We start from the raw sequence: 16,956 nt of genomic DNA, 5'->3' as shown, positions 1-16,956 counted from the left end.
TTTCTCGTCCGGCGGTCAGCCGGCCATGCGGTTGACGGACAGGCGGCGGCCGAAGGCATCGGTCAGCGCCGGCAGGATTTTCAGCGCGTCGCCGACCAGCCCGAGATGGGCGAAGTCGAAGATCGTCGCGTTGGGATCGGTGTTGATCGCCAGGATCAGGTCCGACCTCTCCATGCCGACCCGATGCTGGATGGCGCCGGAGATGCCGGCCGCGATGTAGAGCTTCGGCCGCACCGTCTTGCCGGTCTGCCCGACCTGACGGTCGTTGGTGGCCCAGCCGGCCTGGACCAGCGGCCGGGTCACGCCGACCTCGGCACCCAGAACCTTGGCGAGGTCGAAGACCAGCTTCATGTTCTCGACCTTGCCCAGCCCCTTGCCGGCCGACACGATGATGTCGGCGAAGGCCAGCTGCGCCTCGTTCTGCTCGCGGTCGGCGATGAAATTCAGGACCTTGGTGACGATGTCCTCTTCGCGCAGATCCGGTTGGATTTCGACGACGCGGCCGGTGCGGGAGTCGTCGCGTTCCGGCATCGCCATCACGCGCGGGCGGACGGTGGCCATCTGCGGCCGGTAGGCCAGCGTCTGGATGGTGCAGAGCAGCGTGCCGCCGAAGGTCGGCCGGGTGGCGGCCAGCGAGCGGTTGTCGGCGTAGATGTCCAGCTCGGTGCAGTCGGCGGTCAGGCCGGTCGCCAGCGTGGTGGCGATGGCGCCGGCCAGATCGCGGCCCAGCGTGGTGGCGCCCAGCAGCACGATCTCCGGCTTGTGGGTGTTCACCACCTCGGTCATGACGCGGCAATAGGGATCGGTGCGGTAGTCGGCCAGCGCCGGGTCGGTCACCTTGTAGACGATGTCGGCGCCATAGCCGATGGCGTCGCCGCAGATGCGGTTCAGGTCAGGACTTTCGGCGCCCAGAACCACGGCACCGACCTCCACCCCCAGCTTGTCGGCCAGCTTGCGGGCTTCGCCCAGCAGTTCCAGCGACACGGAGTGGACGATGCCGCGTTCCTGCTCCACGATCACCCAGACGTTCTGGTAAACCTTGAGGTGTTCGGGAAGCTGGAACTTGCGGCCCTGGGGCTTGCTCGGTTCGCTCATCGTCGGGTCTCCCGCGGATGGATCGTCAGAGCCCGGCCGCGGCGCGGGCGAGCAGGTCGCCGGCCAGCTTGGGCTGGGCGGCGAAAATGGCGTCGATGGCGGCGGCGGCCATCGCGTCGGGGGTATCGGCGTCGGCGACGATCATCTTCGCCTTCTCGGCGCGCGGCTTCGGCACGAACACCTTCGACACCACGGTCGGCGAACCCTTCAGGCCGACGCGGCCCTCCTCGGCGCCGGTGAAGTCGCGGCTCCAGGTCTTCAGCTCGTAGCGGGCGGCACGGAACAAATCGTCCATCTTGCCGAAGCGGATGGTGTTGGTGCCTTCCAGCATGGTGATCATGCAGGGGAGCTTGGTCTTCAGCACCTGCACGCCGCCTTCGGAGCGGCGCTGCACCACGATCTCCTTGGACGCGGTGTTCAGGTCCTCGATCTTGGTGATGTAGGTCAGCTGCTCGAAGCCGAGACGGGTGGCGATGCCGGGGCCGACCTGGGCGGTGTCACCGTCGACCGTCTGCTTGCCGCAGAAGACGATGTCGACCAGCTCCTCCTCCGCCAGCTTCTGGATAGCCGAGGTCAGGGCGTAGGAGGTCGCCAGCGTGTCGGAGCCCGCGAATTTGCGGTCGGTCAGCAGCACCGCGTCGTCGGCGCCCAGCGACAGCGCCTTGCGTAGCGAGGTCTCCGCCATCGGCGGCCCCATGGTCAGCACGGTGACGCGGGCGCCCACCTTGTCCTTCAGCCGTAGCGCCTCTTCCAGCGAGAACAGGTCGAAGGGGTTGATGATGGCGGGCACGCCCTGCCGCATGATGGTGTTGGTGACGGGATGGATGCGGATCTGGGCGCTGTCGGGCACCTGTTTGATACAGACGACGATGTGCATCCCGTTCTCCTTGGCTTCCGCTCTCGCTGTGACGCGCATGTGGGTTTGGGGCCGGCACCGGGCCGGGATACACCCAGAACAGCAAGCGGCGTGCCAGCCGGCGGGAGCCGGCCAAGTCACGGGAAATGCAGGATTTTTCTGAAGAGCGGGATGCGCTGCCCCCTTGTCGCAAAGGCGACAAGGGGACGCTCATGTCGGTTTCGCTACAGCCGCTGCGGGTGAGGGATCAGACCGCCTCGATATGGGCGATGACGCGGTCCAACTCGATGCCGACGCGGGCGACCAGGGCGGTGATGCCCTCCAGCCGGTGGTCGATCACCGCCAGTTCCACCGCGTCGGCGGCGGCGGCGAGGTCGCGGGCACCGACGGTGCGCGAGGATCCCGCCAGCTTATGGGCGGCCTGCCGCACCTCGTCCCAGATCTCGCCGGCCAGCGCGTCCAACAGCCAGCGATGCGAGGCGCAGTTGGAGGTGACGAACTCGCCCAGCAGATGCCGGACGAACTCGCCGTCGCCATCGAACAGCACGGTCAGCGCCTCAAGATCGAGCGGCGGCAGGTCGGCGATTGCGGGGGTTGGCGGAGATGCCGGCCGAGGGGCGGGTTGCTGCAACTCATCGGTCACCTTCGGAACCTCCTGCTGCGGCTCGAATGGGTCCTCCCCGTCCCGACCCTCGCCCTCCGTCGGGGGCAGGAAACGGTCGACCACCCGGCGCAGGTCGGCGAGGCTGACCGGCTTGGCCAGCGTGTCGTCCATGCCCGACGCCAAACAAAGCTGCGCTTCGTTCTCCGTCGCATTGGCGGTGATGGCGACGATGGGCAGGCGCGGGCCCCCACCGGCCGCCTCGGCGGCGCGAATGCTGCGGGCCAGTTCCATGCCGTCCATCTCCGGCATCTGGCAGTCGGTCAGCAGCAGGCCATGGCCGCCGGCCCGCCACATGGCCAGCGCCTGGGCGCCGTCCTCCGCGGTCTCCATCACATGGCCGAGAAGGGTCAGCTGGCGCTGGATGACCTGACGGTTGGTCGGATGATCCTCCGCCACCAGGATCAGCCGGCCCTGCGTCCGCGCCTCCTCCACCGTGGGCAGGCGGCGCCGGCCGGCCGCCGGGGTGGCGGGTTCCGGTTCGGTATGGCGATCGGTACGGCCGCCCTCCCCCGCCGCCATCCGCCCGGCGGCGGCCAGGATGGCGCGGACCAGCCCGCCCCGCCGCACCGGGCGGCCGAGAACCACGGTCCCGGCGCCGGACGCGCCCAACTCCGCCGCATCGCCCGCGGTCAGCGCGTCGCCACCGATCAGCACGCGCCCGCGCACCCGGCCGCGCGGGTCATTGTCCAGCGCCGCAAGGTCGGTGCCCAGCGTGGAGACCAGCACGTCGCAGGCGGCGGTCGGCAATAGGGTGCGCAAGGCCGCCTCAGCGTCGGCCGCCTCCACCAGTTGGGCGCCGTCGGCGTTCAGATAGCGGGCGAGGAAGCCGCGCTCCTGCGCATCCGCCGCCAGCAGCAGCACGGTCACCCCCTGCAGCGGCGCCCGCTGCGCCGGGGCGGGCTCGATCGCCGCCGGAACCAGATCGGCGGCGAAGGTGAACCAGAAGGTGGAGCCGACATTGACCTCGCTGATGACGCCGATGTCGCCGCCCATCAGTTCGGCCAGACGCCGGCAGATCGACAGACCCAGCCCGGTGCCGCCGAAACGCCGGGTGGTCGATGCCTCCGCCTGGGTGAAGGGGCGGAACAGGCGAACCTGATTTTCCTTGGAAATGCCGATGCCGGTGTCGGTCACCGCGACGCGGATGGTAACGCGGTCGCCGTCGAACTGCGCCAGTTCCACCCGCATGGTCACCGAACCGGACTGGGTGAACTTCACCGCGTTGCCGGCGATGTTGAACAGCACCTGCCGGATGCGGACCGGATCGCCGACGACCTCCGCCGGCAGATCGGGGTCGATGTAGGTGACCAGCGACAGCCCCTTGCCCCGTGCGCCCGGCGCCAGCGTTTCGGCCACACCCTCCACCACATTGGCGAGGGAGACCGGCACCCGCTCCAGGTCGAGCCGCCCGGCCTCGATCTTCGAGAAGTCGAGGATGTCGTTGATGATCGTCAGCAGCGCGCCGGCCGACTCCCGCACCACGCTGACCAGCTCGCGCTGGTCGCCGGTCAGGCTGGTGTGCTCCAGCAGTTCCAGCATGCCCTGGATGCCGTTCATCGGCGTGCGGATCTCGTGGCTCATCGTCGCCAGGAACAGCGACTTCGCCTGGTTGGCCGCCTCCGCCTCCGACCGCGCCGCCTCTGCCGCCTCGCGCGCCGCCACGAGGTCGCGCGTGCGTTCCGCCACTTGGCCCTCCAGGCTGCGGTTCAGCTCGGTCAGTTCCTCGTACAAATGGACGTTGTCGAAGCCGATGGCGACCTTGGCGCAGAACACTTCCAGCAACCTGCGCTCGTCGGCGGTCAGCGCCCGCCCATGGCCGAGATACACCGCGGTGTCGTGGTGCCGGGTGGCGGAGCGGAAGACCAGAACGCTGTGGCCACGTTCGTAGCGGTTGCGGCCGTCGGACAGCGCCGCCGTCACCGCCTGCACCGCATCGGGCGGCAGGGCCAGGAACAGCGGTGTCCCCTCCATCCCGACATGGCAGCCGGCGCCGCCAAGCACCAGCGGCTCCGCCGGCCGCGGCCCGTCGGACAGGCGGCTGACCAGCGCCACCCCGCCCACCGTCATTCCATTTGCGGGCGGGCAGACGCCGACGATCTGCGCCACGGCATGGCGCACGAACTCCGCCATCGTCCGCTTGCCCAGCAGGGTGGACGAGGAGTCGAGGATGCGCTCCAGCCCCTCGCGGTGGTCCTCGATGGCGGTGATGTCCTGGTAGCCGCGGAGCGCGGCGACGACGGAGGTAAACAGCTTCTGCGCCGTCAGCTCCGTCTTCGATTTGTAGTCGTTGATGTCGTAGCTGAGGATGACGTCGCGTTCCGGCGCCTGCCCCGGCTGGCCGGTGCGCAGGATGATGCGCACACGGCGGTTGCTCAGTTCGTTGCGGATGTAGCGGACCAGACGCAGGCCGGCGTCGTCGGACTCCATCACGACGTCCAGCAGGATCACCGCGATGGCCGGGTTGTCGCGCAGCACCCCGCGCGCCTCCGCCGCAGTGGCGGCCGATAGGAACTGCGCCGGACGCCCTTCGAAGGCGAAACCGCGCAGCACCATCTTGGTGGTGGCGTGGATGGCGGGGTCGTCGTCGACGATCAGGATCAGCCAGGGTTCGACCGGTTCGGCAGCCTCGGCCGCCACCTCGACGGTGGGTTCCTCCTCCGCGAACAGGAATTCGTCGCTCATCACGGCCCCCCGGCGAAACAACCGCGCTTTTTCCACCCCGGCGCGCGGGCGACCTTACCATATGTCGGGGAATGGCCGCCAGTTCGGCCCCCGGCCGGCACCGTCAGGTGGTGCCATCGGGCGGAAAGGGTGGATTTGCCGGGCGGCAGCCGCCATGGTGGCGCCGTTTTCCATCGCGCATGTGCCGTCATGAACCTGCTTGCCTGCATCCACGACAAGGCCCCGCTGATCGAAGCGCGGGATCCCGACCTGGGCGACCTGTTCCCGCCGGGCTTCCTCGACCTGTACGAGGTGCACAGCTACCGCAACGCCGCGCGCATCCTGGCCTATGCCTGCACGGCCGAGTTCCGCGAGATCACCGAACGTCTGATGGAGTTCCGCATCCGCACCGAGGACATCGTGGCGTCGGGCGGCAACAAGTCGCAGATTGCCAAGACGATGGAGCGGATGCTGAATCCGCTGGGCTGGAACGAGACGCGCATCCGCGGCGACCTGTTTATCACCAAGATGATCGTGACCCACGAGGAAAAGCGCCGCGTCGCCGGCAAGAACCGTGGCCAGACCGTGACCGAGCAGCGCCAGCGCGAGGAGCTGTACAAGGTCAACGGCTTCATCGACGGGCACAAGATCGACTTCGTGAAGGAGCGCGTGTCCTTCGACCTGGAATGGAACAGCAAGGACCAGACCTTCGACCGCGACCTCTACGCCGCCCGCACCTTCTATGAATGCGGCATCATCAATGCCGGCGTGCTGCTGACCCGCAGCGCCGAACTGATCCCGCTGTTCACCGAGGTGGCGCGGCGGGTGGAGATGAAGAACTTCCAGAACAAGTACGGCGCCAGCACCACCTGGATGAAGAAACTGCTCTACCGCCTGGACGCCGGCCGCGGCGGCGGCTGCCCGGTGCTGGCGCTCGGCATCCGCCCGGCGGTGGTGTCGGATTTCGAGGAATGGAAGGACAGCCACCCGATCGTCCGCCAGACGGCGACCTTCGACGTCGACACCGGGGCGGAGGATGAAGACGATTTGTGGTGAGAGCGCTGCGGCTGCTCCCTCCCCTCAGGCGAACTTGCGGTCAGTCAGCAGCAGGCGCACCGCGAAACCCAGGAACAGCACGCCGGCGATGCCGTCCATCGCCGTCCGCACCCGCGGGCTGGACAGCACCCGGCGCGCGGCCCCGGCGCTGAGTGCCGCAATGCCGACCAGATAGACGCCACCCAGCACCGAGATGATGTTGCCGAGGATGAAGGTCTGCAGCGCAACATGGCCCAGGTGCGGGGCGATGAACTGCGGCACGAAGGCCAGCTGGAACAGGATGATCTTCGGGTTCAGCAGGTTGGTCAGCAGCGCCTGGACGAAGACGCGGCCCGCAGGCGCCGGGGCCGGAGCCTCGACCACGACCGCAGGCTCGGCGCCGCGGCTGGTCCAGACGCTCCACAGCGACCGCAAGCCGATCCAGGCCAGATAGGCGCCGCCGGCATAGCGCAGCAGGTCGAACAGCGATGCCGACGCCGCGATGAGGGCGGAGATCCCGGCGGCGGCCAGCAGCGAATGGACAGTGTTGCCGACACAGATGCCCACCGTCGCCACCACCCCGGCCTGCCGGCCGTCGGCGATGCTGCGGGTCAGCACCAGAAGCGAATCCGGCCCCGGCGCCAGAACCAGGACGCAGACGGCGACCATATAGAGTTGCAGCAGATGGAGGTCGAGCGGCAGGGCCATCGCGGGCGAACCTTGAAGGACGGTGGAGCGGGCGTTCAATCCGGCCAGCGGCGGTGAATCCACAGCCATTGCGCCGGCTTGTCGCGGATCCAATCCTCCAACAGACGGTTCAGCCGTTCCATCAGAATTCGCGCATCCGCATTGCGGTCGCCGCTGGTCGGGTATTCCTCCGGCGGCAGGACGGTGATGCGGAAATGCGCGCCCTCCAGCCGCTCGGTCCGCGTTGGGCACAGCGGCAACTGCATCTTCATGCCCAGCACGGCGGCGGCCGGCGCGGTCATGGCATCGCGACCGAAGAAGGGGACGGGGATGCCGTCATTCATCTTCTGGTCGATCAGCATGCCGACATGGCCGCCCTTGGTCAGGTAACGCAGCAGGATTCTGGCGCCCTCCGGTCCCTTGGGGATCTGAGTGCCGGTCGCGGCCCCGCGCAGCTTCACCAGCAGGTCGCCGACGATCGGGTTGTTGGGCGCCCGGTAGACCACCCCCAACTCCAGCCCGTGCAAGCGGGCGGCGACCGACTGAACCTCCCAGTTCGCCAGATGGCCGGAGACCAGGATGCCGGCCTTGCCGTCCTCACGCAGCGCATCGACATACTCGACGCCGACCACTTCGGTGCGTTCGCGGCCGATCTGCTCCAGATGCGGGTATTCGGCGATGGTACGGCCCAGATTGTCCCACATGCCGCGCACGATCGCGTCGATTTCCGCCCTGCCCTTCTCCGGAAAGGCCCGCGTCAGGTTGCGCCGCGCGCGGGCGCTGTTGGGCAGCCACGGGCCCACCGCCCGTCCGATCCAGCCGCCGAGCGCAGAAGCCTGGTCGAGCGGCAGCACCCGGAACAGCCAGCAGACACCGTAGACCAGCGCCGCCTCCACCGGATAGCCGATCCGGCGCGTCAGCCATTTCTGCAGCGGACTAAGCGGCTTGGCCATCGGGGCTTCCCTTCAGCAACACGGAGGTCAAAAGCATGGAGAGCGCCCGCTCGTCGGCCCAGCGCACCGACACCGGCAGGACGGCGACCTTCACCCGGAGGTCCGGCGGCAGGCGCACGGCATCCTTGGCGGTGGTGACCGGCACGGCGCCCAGCGCCGCGGCGCGGTCGATCAGGGCCGCGACCTCGGCCGCTCGGTAGGGGTGGTGGTCGGCGAAGGGCACCCGTCCGACCACGCGGGCGCCGAGCGCCTCCAGCGTGGCGAAGAACTTCTCCGGCCGGCCGATCCCGGCGAAGGCCAGCACGTCGCGTCCGGCCAGCCGGGCGGCGGCCTCGGGATCGGGTTCCAGCCGCGCCGCCAGCACCGGCCGCCCGCCGGCCAGCGCCGCCAGACCATGGCGGTCCTCGCCCAGGATCACCAGCGCGTTGGCGCGGGCAAGACCGTCGGCCACCCATTCTCGCAGCGGACCAGCCGGCACCAGCCGGCCGTTGCCGAAACCGACCGCGCCGTCGGCGACGATTAGCGCCAGATCCTTGTGCAGCGCCGGATTCTGGAACCCATCATCCATGACGATGGCCCCTGCCCCGGCGGCGGCCGCGCACTCCGCCCCCGCCAGCCGGTCACGCGCCACCCAACAGGGGGCCGCCCCTGCCAGCAGCAGCGCCTCGTCACCGACGTCGGCGGCACCGTGGCGGCCGGGATCGACCGCCAGAGGGCCGGCCTCCCGCCCGCCATGGCCACGGGTCAGCGCATGGACGGCGATCCCACGAGCCTGCAGCGCCGCGATCAGCGCCAGCCCGACCGGCGTCTTCCCGGCACCGCCCGCCACCAGATTGCCGACGCAGGCGACCGGCACACCGACCCGGCGCGGAACGGTCCCGGCAAGGCGCCGCCGTCCGGCCAGCCCATAGAGCGCCCCCAGCGGCGCCAGCAGGGTGGAGGCAAGGCCGGGCGGCCGATACCAGAAGGCGGGGGTCTTCACGGCTCCGCGTCCCCTCAGGCAGCGGTCCGGATGCCGGCGGCGCCCAGCACCGGGGCCAGCGCCCCCAGCGCCCGGTCGATGATCCGCCGGTTGTCCGCCGTCACCCGCGCAGCCCCCGCGACGATGCGTTCGCGCGCCCGGTCGTCGGTCAGCAGCCGCCGGGTCTCGCGGGTCAGCGCATCGCCGTCCGCGACCGGCAGGGCGCCGCCGGCGGCCTCCAGCATGTGGGTGATCTCGCCGAAATTGAACATGTGCGGGCCGTACAGCACTGCGCAGCCCAACTGCGCCGGCTCCACCGGGTTCTGCCCGCCATGGGGAATGAAGGAGCCGCCCATGCACACCACCGGCGCGGCACGGTAGAACAGTCCCAATTCGCCCATGGTGTCGGCGATGTAGACGGCATGCTCCGGTCCCGGCAGCAGGTGCCCGGCCGTGCGCTGCAGAACCGCCAAACCGCGCGCCCGCATCAACTCGGCGATGGCGTCGCCACGATGGGCATGACGCGGTGCGATGACGGTCAGCAGGCCGGGCAGAGCCGGCGCCAGCGCGGCATGGACCGCCGCGGCGATCTCGTCCTCCCCCGGGTGGGAGCTGGCGAGCAGCCAGACAGGCCGGCCGGCCAGGGCAGCGCGCAGCGGCTCCATCGCGTCGGATGCGGCTGGCGGCGGCTCGGCGGAGAATTTCAGGTTGCCGACGCTGGCGACGCCGGAGGCCCCCAACCGGCGCAGCCGCTCCGCATCCCCCTCCGTCTGGGCCAGTGTGACCTGGAAGGTGGACAGCAGACCGCCGATCAGACCGGGCGCGTTGCGCCAGCGGGAAAAGCTGCGTTCGGACATGCGGGCGTTGACCAGCGCGGCCGGGATCGAGCGGGCACGGATGCCGGCCAGCAGGTTCGGCCAGATCTCCGATTCCGTCCACAGCACCGCGTCGGGCCGCCAATGGTCGAGGAAGCTATCAACCGCATCCGGCAGATCGACCGGCACATATTGATGGATGGCGCGCTCCGGCAGCCGCCGCCCCATCAGCTCGGCCGAGGTGACGGTGCCGGTGGTCATCAGCACGGTCAGATCGGGCGCGCTGTCCAGCAGCCGGCCGATCAGCACCAGGACCGAATTCGCCTCCCCCACGCTGGCCGCGTGGATCCAGGCCAGCGGACCGTCCGGCCGGGCGCGCGAAGCCATGCCGAACCGCTCCGCCTGACGGGCGGGGTCTTCCTTGCCGGCGGCGCGGCGGCGGTCGAGATAGAGGCGCACCGCCGGCCCGGCGACGGTCGTCAGGCCACGGTAGAGGGATTGCAGCATCAAGGCCCGGAACTGGAGACGTACGACAACGGGCGCGTTGCCGGCCCCCCTGATACGGACCACCGGCGACGCGCCCGGCGGCACCTTAGCACGCGGCAACCATTCCGTAACAGGGGACGGTGCGATGCAGCTCCCTCACCGCTCCGCCAGCGCCAGCTTGGCGCCGAGCGCGGCGAAGGCGGCGGCGAAGCTGCGGCGCATCCAGGCCATCACCTGTGGGCGGGAGACCACCTGATCGCGCACCGCGGCGGCGAACAGCCCGTAGACGACGAAGACCGCAAAGGTCAGCGCCATGAACACGCCGCTGAGTTCCAGCATGCGGGCGAGCGGCTGCGGGTCGGCGTCGCTGACGAACTGCGGCAGGAAGGCCAGGAAGAAGATCGACAGCTTCGGGTTCAGCACATTGACCAGCACCGCCCGCAGGATCATCCGCCCGGCCGAGTGCTTCGTCCTGTCCGCCGCCCCGTCCGTCTCAACGCTCAGCGCACCCTGCTCCTTCAGCGTCGCCCAGGCCATGTAGAGCAGATAGAGCACGCCCAGGATCTTCAGCCCCTGGAACGCCACGGCACTGGTGTGCATCAGGGCGGCCAGCCCCAGCACCGCCGCCGCCATGTGCGGCACGATCCCCAGCGTGCAGCCGAAGGCCGTCACCGCGCTGGCCCGCGCGCCCTGCGACAACCCCGCCGCCAGCGTCAGCAGCACCCCGGTGCCGGGCGAGGCGACGACGATCAGGGAGGTGATGAGGAAGTCGGGGGTCATGGCCGGGAACCTCGCGCGGGAGTGGTGATCCGGCGAAATGGAACCATGGCACCCGATCTTCGCCAAGCGGAATGCGGTCCCCCGCTTACGTGAAGGGCCGCAGGTTCGACAGGAACTGCTCCGCCGACCGGCGCCAGGAATAGCCCAGCGCATAGTCACGGCAGGTCTGCGCCGGGATCGCCAGCGCCCCTTCGACTGCCCGCTTCAGATCTTCGTCCAGGCAGCCGGCGCCGGAGCCGTCGACCACGTCCAGCGGTCCCGGCACCGGGTAGGCCGCCACCGGCACGCCGGAGGCCAGCGCCTCCAGCAACACCAATCCGAAGGTGTCGGTTCGCGACGGGAAGACGAAGACGTCGGCGGCGGCGTAATGCTTCGCCAGATCCTCGCCATGCCTGGCGCCGACCCAATGGACGCCGGGGTATTTGCGCTGCAACTCCTCCCGCGCCGGGCCGTCGCCGACCACCACCTTGGTGCCGGGCAGGTCGAGCCTCAGGAAGTCCTCCAGGTTCTTTTCCACCGCGACGCGGCCGACATACATCGACACCGGGCGCGGCAGATCGAGGAAACCCTTGTCGCGGGGCCGGAACAGCTCGGTATCGACACCGCGGGTCCAGCGGCGGATGTTGCCGAAGCCGCGGTGCGTCAGAGCGTCCTCGATGGTCTGGGTCGCCACCATCACCGCCGAGGACGGCTTGTGGAAGCGGCGGACCACCGCATAGGACAGCGCCAGCGGGATCGGCGCGCGGTCGCGCACATATTCGGGAAAGCGCGTGTGGTAGGCGGTGGTGAAGGGCTTGCCGTGCTTCAGGCAATAGGACCGCGCGGCGAAGCCCAGCGGCCCTTCGGTGGCGATGTGGATGCAGTCGGGCCGCATGCCCTCGATCATCGCCCACAGCCGCCGCTTGGCCCCCAGCGCCAGCCGAATTTCCGGGTATGTCGGCATCGGCAGGGTGCGGAAGCGGTCGGGGCCGATCACCTCGACGCTGTGCCCCATCGCCTCCAGCTCATCGCGCACGGTGCCGATGGTGCGCACGACGCCGTTCACCTGCGGGTGCCAGGCGTCGCTGACGATCAGGATGTTCACGCCGCTTCCCGTTCCTTCGCCGCCAGTTTGCCCGCACTGGGACCAGGGGCCGGCATCCGCTGCGCCATGACCTCCGTCCAGTGGATGATCTCCAGCGCGCCGCTGTCGTGCTCGACCAAGGCGGTACAGGACTCGACCCAATCGCCGTCGTTGCAATAGAGGATTCCTTCGATATCGCGCATCTCGGCGGTGTGGATGTGGCCGCAGACGACGCCGTCGACCTTGCGACGGCGGGCTTCCTCGCCCAGGGCTTCTTCGTATTTGCCGATGAACTCGACCGCGGTCTTGGCCTTGTGCTTCAGATAGGCCGACAGCGACCAGTAATTGAAGCCCAGCTTGCGCCGGACCCAGTTGAACAGGGTGTTGACGTGCAGCAGCGTGACGTAGGCGTGGTCGCCCAGCAGGGCCAGCCACTTGGCGTAGCGCACCACCGCATCGAATTTGTCGCCGTGGGTGATCAGCAGGCGCCGGCCGTCAGCGGTGGTGTGGACCCATTCGTCCACCACATGCACCCCGCCGAACTGCAGCCCGACATAATCGCGCGCCGCCTCGTCATGGTTGCCGGGGATGTAATAGACCTCCACCCCCTTGCGGGCGCGGCGCATGATCTTCTGCACCACGTCATTGTGCGCCTGCGGCCAGTACCAGCTTTTCTTCAGCCGCCAGCCATCGACGATGTCGCCGACCAGGAACAGGTGATCCGATTCGGTGTGCTTCAGGAAATCGAGAAGCAGCTCCGCCTGACAGCCGCGCGTTCCCAGATGAACGTCGGATATCCAAATGCTGCGGTAGCGCTTGACCGCTGGGACGGCGTCCATCTTCCGCTCCGTCGTCGCCATGGCCGGTGGCCATCAAGACAACTGCCGTATAAAGGAAAGACGCACACCTTGACAATGATTTGGAACACCCGCACCTATTCGCCACGGATATTTCTTCTGTCGTCATCGTCTTGCATTTTTACTGCAACGGAATCGCCGTGATCCCTTCACGGTTTTGCAACAGAAGGCGCCCCACGCGCCGGTCAGGGAGAGCGAATCGGTGCGCGACACGGTGCTGATGAACGAGGATCCGACGATCGATGCCGGCGGCCGGGATGCGGCGCTCGATGTGCGGCGGCTTCTGGTGATCCACAACCCGACGGCCGGCGGGCGGCGGGCGCGGCGGCTGCGCGCGGTTGTCTCCCGGTTGGAGGCGCGCGGGGTTAACGTCACCGTCAGGCCGACGGGCAAGCGCGGCGATGCCGAGGCCTTCGCCCGCGAGGCCGATCCCGGCAGCGTCAACGCCGTCATCGCGGCGGGTGGCGACGGCACCATCAACGAGGTCATCAACGGGCTGGCGGTTCATGCCGAAGCGGGCCGGCCGCTGCCGCTCGGCATCGTGCCGATGGGCACCGCCAATGTGCTGGCGGCCGAATTGGGCCTGACGACGGACCCGGAGCGCATTGCCGCGGCGATTGCCGACGGGCGGCGGACGATGATCTGGCCGGCGCTGGCGAACGGGCGGGTGTTTTCGCTGATGGCCGGGGTTGGGCTGGACGCGCGGGTGGTGGAGCGGGTCGATCCGCGGGTGAAGCGGCTGATCGGCAAAGGCGCCTATGTGGCGGAAACGCTGGTGCAGTTGGCGACGCGGCCGGACCACCGCTATCGCGTGACGCTGGACGACGGCCCGCCGCAGGAAGTGGCGTCGGTGATCGTCGCCAAGGGGCATTTCTACGGCGGCCGGTTCATCTGCGCGCCGGATGCGCGGCTGACCGAGCCTGTGCTGCATGTCTGCCTGTTCCCACGCGGCGGGCGGCTGAATGCGCTGCGCTATGTCTGGGGCGTCACCGCCGGACGGCTGGCGCGCTTTCCGGAGTACCGCGTGGTGACGGCGAAGCGGGTGCGGATCGACGGGCCGGCGGGTGACGGGCTGTTCGCCGATGCGGTGCAGGGCGATGGCGACGTGCTGGCGCGGCTGCCGGTGGAGATCACGCTGGCGGGATGGCGCTTGCCGGTGCTGGCGGGGTGAGTGGTTGCTCGGCTGCCCCCTCCCCATCCCTCCCCCGCTTCGCGGGAGAGGGGGTGTGATGCTTGTCGGCCTAAACTGATCGCGAAGCGGCGGCAGTCCCCTCTCCCTCGGAGAGGGGGAGGGTTAGGGAGGGGGCAATCCTTTGCCAACCCGCGCCGCCCTCGCCTGCTCCTGCAACGCCACGTAATGGTGCCAGACCAGCCGCGCCGCCAGCGAGCGGTAGGGCCGCCAGGGCTCGGCCACCTCGATCAGCTGTTTCGCCGTCGGCTTGTCGGCCCAGCCCTTCAGCCGCTGCACGCCGAGCTGGATCGCCAGATCGCCGATCGGCCAGATGTCCGGCCGGTCGAGCGTGGTCATCAGATAGACCTCGGCACTCCAGCGGCCGATGCCCTTCAGCGCGACGAGTTGGGCGATCGCCTCCTCGTCGGGCAGGTCATGGATGATGTCGAAATCGAGCCGGCCGCTCGCCACCGCCTCGGCAAGGCCGCGGGCATAGCCGATCTTCTGGCGGGAGAAGCCGCAGGCGCGCAAGCTTTCGTCGTTCAGCGCCAGGATGGCCTCGGGGGTGACCTCACCGCCCAGCCGGTCCTGCAGCTTGGCCCACAGGGCCAGCGCCACCTTAGTTGAGAGCTGCTGCTCCATCACCATGCGCAGCAGGCCGACGAAGCCGGTCGGCCGGGTGAAGTCACGGATCACCGGACCGCCGACGCGCAAACATTCGGCAAAAATGGGATCGAGCGCAGCCAGATGTTCAACGCTCATCGGCCGCGCTCCAATCCCTGCAACCTGTGGATCAGGCCACCAGCTCGATGGCGTAGTCCTCGATCACGGTGTTGGCGAGCAGCTTGCTGCACATCGCCTCGACCTCCTTGCGGGCGGTCGCCTCGTCGGTGCTCTTGAGCTGCAGCTCGATCACCTTGCCGGCGCGGACGTCCTCGACGCCGTCGAAGCCCAGCGTGTGCAGCGCGTGCGCGATGGCCTTGCCCTGGGGGTCGAGAACGCCGCGCTTGAGGGTGACGTGAACCTTGGCCTTCATCGGATGTCCGCTCGCTTTGGGGTGTTGGTGGAGGGGTGGTTATTGAATGGCAGTCACTGGATCGTCTTGGGGCCCTTGACGTCGCTCGGCCCGCCTTCCGGCAGGATGCCGAGGCGCCGCGCGACCTCCTGATAGGCTTCCTCGACGCGGCCCAGGTCCTGACGGAACCGGTCCTTGTCCAGCTTCTCGTTGGTCTTGACGTCCCACAGGCGGCAATTGTCGGGGCTGATCTCGTCCGCCAGGACGATCCGCATCTCCTCGTTCTCCCACAGCCGGCCGAATTCCAGCTTGAAATCCACCAGCTTGAGCCCGATGCCGAGGAAAAGGCCGGACAGATAGTCGTTCACGCGGAGCGACAGCGCGACCATGTCGTCGAGGTCCTGCGGAGCCGCCCAGCCGAAGGCGGTGATATGCTCCTCGGAAACCATCGGATCGTTCAGCTCGTCCGACTTGTAGTAGTATTCGATGATGGACCGCGGCAGCGGCGTGCCTTCGGGAATGCCGAAGCGGCGCGACAGGCTGCCGGCGGCGACGTTGCGCACCACGACCTCGATCGGGATGATCTCGACCTCGCGCACCAACTGCTCGCGCATGTTCAGGCGGCGCATGAAGTGCGTGGGCACGCCGATCTCGGACAGACGGCTCATCAGATACTCGGAGATGCGGTTGTTCAGCACCCCCTTGCCGGTGATGACGCCCTTCTTCTGGTTGTTGAAGGCGGTGGCGTCGTCCTTGAAGTATTGCACCAGGGTGCCCGGCTCCGGCCCTTCGAAGAGTACCTTGGCCTTGCCTTCGTAGATGCGCCGGCGTCGTGTCATCGCATGATCGTCCAAATACGTAAGGACCGGTCAAGCGAGCTTGCCGGCCCAGGAATGTGCCAGAGTGATATAGCAAGCCGGGTGCACGAACACAACGACGGGGGCGGGAGGGCAGGATTGTGCGGTCAACCCGCCCCTCACAGCTCCACCGGCGCATAATCCACCGCGTGCGGGCGGCCGGGGGCGAAGTGCCAGATCGGGTTCAGGTCGGGCCGTTCCACCCGTGGCACCGCCAGCAGGGAGCTGGACGAGGTGCCGAAGCCGTTCGGCAGCAGGAAATCCATGGCGCCGCGCTCGTCCGGCGTGCCTTCCCAGATGCGGCTGCCCATCAGTTCCGGCCAGCCGCCCCAGACGAAGGACTCCGCGTCGGGGACGTCCACGGCCGGCGGCACCGCATGCTCGAACAGCGGGCGATAGAAGGCGGTGCGCGGGTCCTGCGGGTCGTCCAGTTCGAAGGCGGTCAGCATGTGGACGCCGGCGGGGATCGACGACACCTCCGGCCGGTGGCGCGGGTTGGCGCCGCGATGGACGACCAGATAGGCGTCGCGGTTGTCAGCGATCACCAGATTGAAGGGGCGGTAGGCACGGATGTCGAGGTCCGCGAAGCTGCGCGCGGCATCGGCGGCATCGGCATGGTCCAGCGCGTCCAGCACCAGTTCGCCGCGCGACCGCTTGCCGGCCTCCGGCCCCAGCGTGCCGAAGCGGTTGAGGATGACCGCCACCACCCCCTCGTCGTTCAGACCCATCCAGGAGCCGCCGGCCAGCTCGTCCAGCCCGGCGACCACATTGGGCCGGTCGGGCCAGTGGCGGGCGGGGGGAAGCCAGGGGCGCCCGGTCATCTCGTCACGGTTTCCGGCGACGACCAGCGGCCAGGTTGCGTCGGGTCGCCGCAGGAGGATCACGCTGCACATGCCATACCTTGTCTTTTGTGGTGCCCAAGGGTATCTCGCCGCCCCGAGGAAACTCTGCAGAATATCCGCGGCTGCGACGCGGCGGGACAGTGACGACAACCGCTTCC

The 16,956-nt window shown here is 68.8% G+C and carries 16 protein-coding genes; 2 read left to right on the top strand and 14 right to left on the bottom strand.

Annotated features, from left to right (window positions below; translation table 11 throughout):
• Positions 1-15 precede the first annotated feature (15 nt).
• From M5E06_RS02120 to M5E06_RS02110, 3 genes are all read right to left on the bottom strand, one after another.
• A complete protein-coding gene (locus tag M5E06_RS02120) occupies positions 16-1,095 on the bottom strand; it encodes an electron transfer flavoprotein subunit alpha/FixB family protein (protein WP_252136976.1) in 1,080 nt (359 codons plus the stop codon).
• Positions 1,096-1,120: 25 nt separating this feature from the next.
• Positions 1,121-1,972 carry an electron transfer flavoprotein subunit beta/FixA family protein gene (locus tag M5E06_RS02115; protein ID WP_252136975.1) on the bottom strand — a complete coding sequence of 284 codons (852 nt, stop codon included), beginning with the start codon at positions 1,970-1,972 and terminating at the stop codon, positions 1,121-1,123.
• Positions 1,973-2,198: 226 nt separating this feature from the next.
• Positions 2,199-5,297: a hybrid sensor histidine kinase/response regulator gene (locus tag M5E06_RS02110; protein WP_252136974.1), complete on the bottom strand. Its 3,099-nt coding sequence runs from the start codon at positions 5,295-5,297 to the stop codon at positions 2,199-2,201.
• A gap of 189 nt (positions 5,298-5,486) precedes the next feature.
• Between M5E06_RS02110 and M5E06_RS02105 the strand changes: the two genes are divergently transcribed.
• A complete protein-coding gene (locus M5E06_RS02105) occupies positions 5,487-6,332 on the top strand; it encodes a BglII/BstYI family type II restriction endonuclease (protein ID WP_109154403.1) in 846 nt (281 codons plus the stop codon).
• Positions 6,333-6,356: 24 nt separating this feature from the next.
• Here the strand turns inward: M5E06_RS02105 and M5E06_RS02100 are convergent, their stop codons facing one another.
• The 7 genes from M5E06_RS02100 to M5E06_RS02070 all read right to left on the bottom strand — a co-directional run bounded on the left by M5E06_RS02100 (position 6,357) and on the right by M5E06_RS02070 (position 12,895).
• On the bottom strand, positions 6,357-7,088 hold the full coding sequence (locus tag M5E06_RS02100) for a LysE family translocator (protein WP_252136973.1): 732 nt from the start codon (positions 7,086-7,088) through the stop codon (positions 6,357-6,359).
• Positions 7,055-7,951 carry an LpxL/LpxP family acyltransferase gene (locus M5E06_RS02095; protein ID WP_252136972.1) on the bottom strand — a complete coding sequence of 299 codons (897 nt, stop codon included), beginning with the start codon at positions 7,949-7,951 and terminating at the stop codon, positions 7,055-7,057. Before M5E06_RS02095 ends, M5E06_RS02100 begins: the two co-directional genes overlap by 34 nt.
• Entirely contained in the window at positions 7,935-8,933 is a 999-nt protein-coding gene (lpxK, locus tag M5E06_RS02090) for a tetraacyldisaccharide 4'-kinase (protein ID WP_252136971.1), read from the bottom strand. Before lpxK ends, M5E06_RS02095 begins: the two co-directional genes overlap by 17 nt.
• Positions 8,934-8,947: 14 nt before the next feature.
• Positions 8,948-10,234, bottom strand: a complete 1,287-nt coding sequence (locus tag M5E06_RS02085; protein WP_252138501.1) for a 3-deoxy-D-manno-octulosonic acid transferase — start codon at positions 10,232-10,234, stop codon at positions 8,948-8,950.
• Between the two features lie 135 nt (positions 10,235-10,369).
• Positions 10,370-10,993, bottom strand: coding sequence for a LysE family translocator (locus tag M5E06_RS02080; protein WP_252136970.1), 624 nt, complete (start codon positions 10,991-10,993; stop codon positions 10,370-10,372).
• Positions 10,994-11,078: 85 nt separating this feature from the next.
• Positions 11,079-12,077 (bottom strand): glycosyltransferase family 4 protein, encoded by a 999-nt coding sequence (locus M5E06_RS02075; protein ID WP_252136969.1) that lies wholly within the window; start codon positions 12,075-12,077, stop codon positions 11,079-11,081.
• On the bottom strand, positions 12,074-12,895 hold the full coding sequence (locus M5E06_RS02070) for a UDP-2,3-diacylglucosamine diphosphatase (RefSeq protein ID WP_252136968.1): 822 nt from the start codon (positions 12,893-12,895) through the stop codon (positions 12,074-12,076). Before M5E06_RS02070 ends, M5E06_RS02075 begins: the two co-directional genes overlap by 4 nt.
• 220 nt (positions 12,896-13,115) lie before the next feature.
• On the opposite strand from M5E06_RS02070, the gene M5E06_RS02065 reads away from it, so the two are divergent.
• On the top strand, positions 13,116-14,084 hold the full coding sequence (locus M5E06_RS02065) for a diacylglycerol/lipid kinase family protein (RefSeq protein WP_252136967.1): 969 nt from the start codon (positions 13,116-13,118) through the stop codon (positions 14,082-14,084).
• Positions 14,085-14,207: 123 nt separating this feature from the next.
• Here M5E06_RS02065 and M5E06_RS02060 read toward each other — a convergent pair whose 3' ends face one another.
• The 4 genes from M5E06_RS02060 to M5E06_RS02045 form a co-directional block, all read right to left on the bottom strand.
• Entirely contained in the window at positions 14,208-14,846 is a 639-nt protein-coding gene (locus M5E06_RS02060; protein WP_252136966.1) for a DNA-3-methyladenine glycosylase family protein, read from the bottom strand.
• A 31-nt stretch (positions 14,847-14,877) separates the two neighbouring features.
• On the bottom strand, positions 14,878-15,120 hold the full coding sequence (purS, locus tag M5E06_RS02055) for a phosphoribosylformylglycinamidine synthase subunit PurS (RefSeq protein ID WP_014246942.1): 243 nt from the start codon (positions 15,118-15,120) through the stop codon (positions 14,878-14,880).
• Positions 15,121-15,173: 53 nt separating this feature from the next.
• Positions 15,174-15,938, bottom strand: coding sequence for a phosphoribosylaminoimidazolesuccinocarboxamide synthase (purC, locus tag M5E06_RS02050; protein WP_042697247.1), 765 nt, complete (start codon positions 15,936-15,938; stop codon positions 15,174-15,176).
• Between the two features lie 137 nt (positions 15,939-16,075).
• Positions 16,076-16,849: an NRDE family protein gene (locus M5E06_RS02045; RefSeq protein WP_252136965.1), complete on the bottom strand. Its 774-nt coding sequence runs from the start codon at positions 16,847-16,849 to the stop codon at positions 16,076-16,078.
• Positions 16,850-16,956: the final 107 nt, after the last annotated feature.

The organism is Azospirillum sp. A1-3, assembly GCF_023806445.1.
In the GTDB taxonomy this organism is placed as follows: domain Bacteria; phylum Pseudomonadota; class Alphaproteobacteria; order Azospirillales; family Azospirillaceae; genus Azospirillum.
This window is presented reverse-complemented; position numbering and strand designations above follow the sequence as displayed.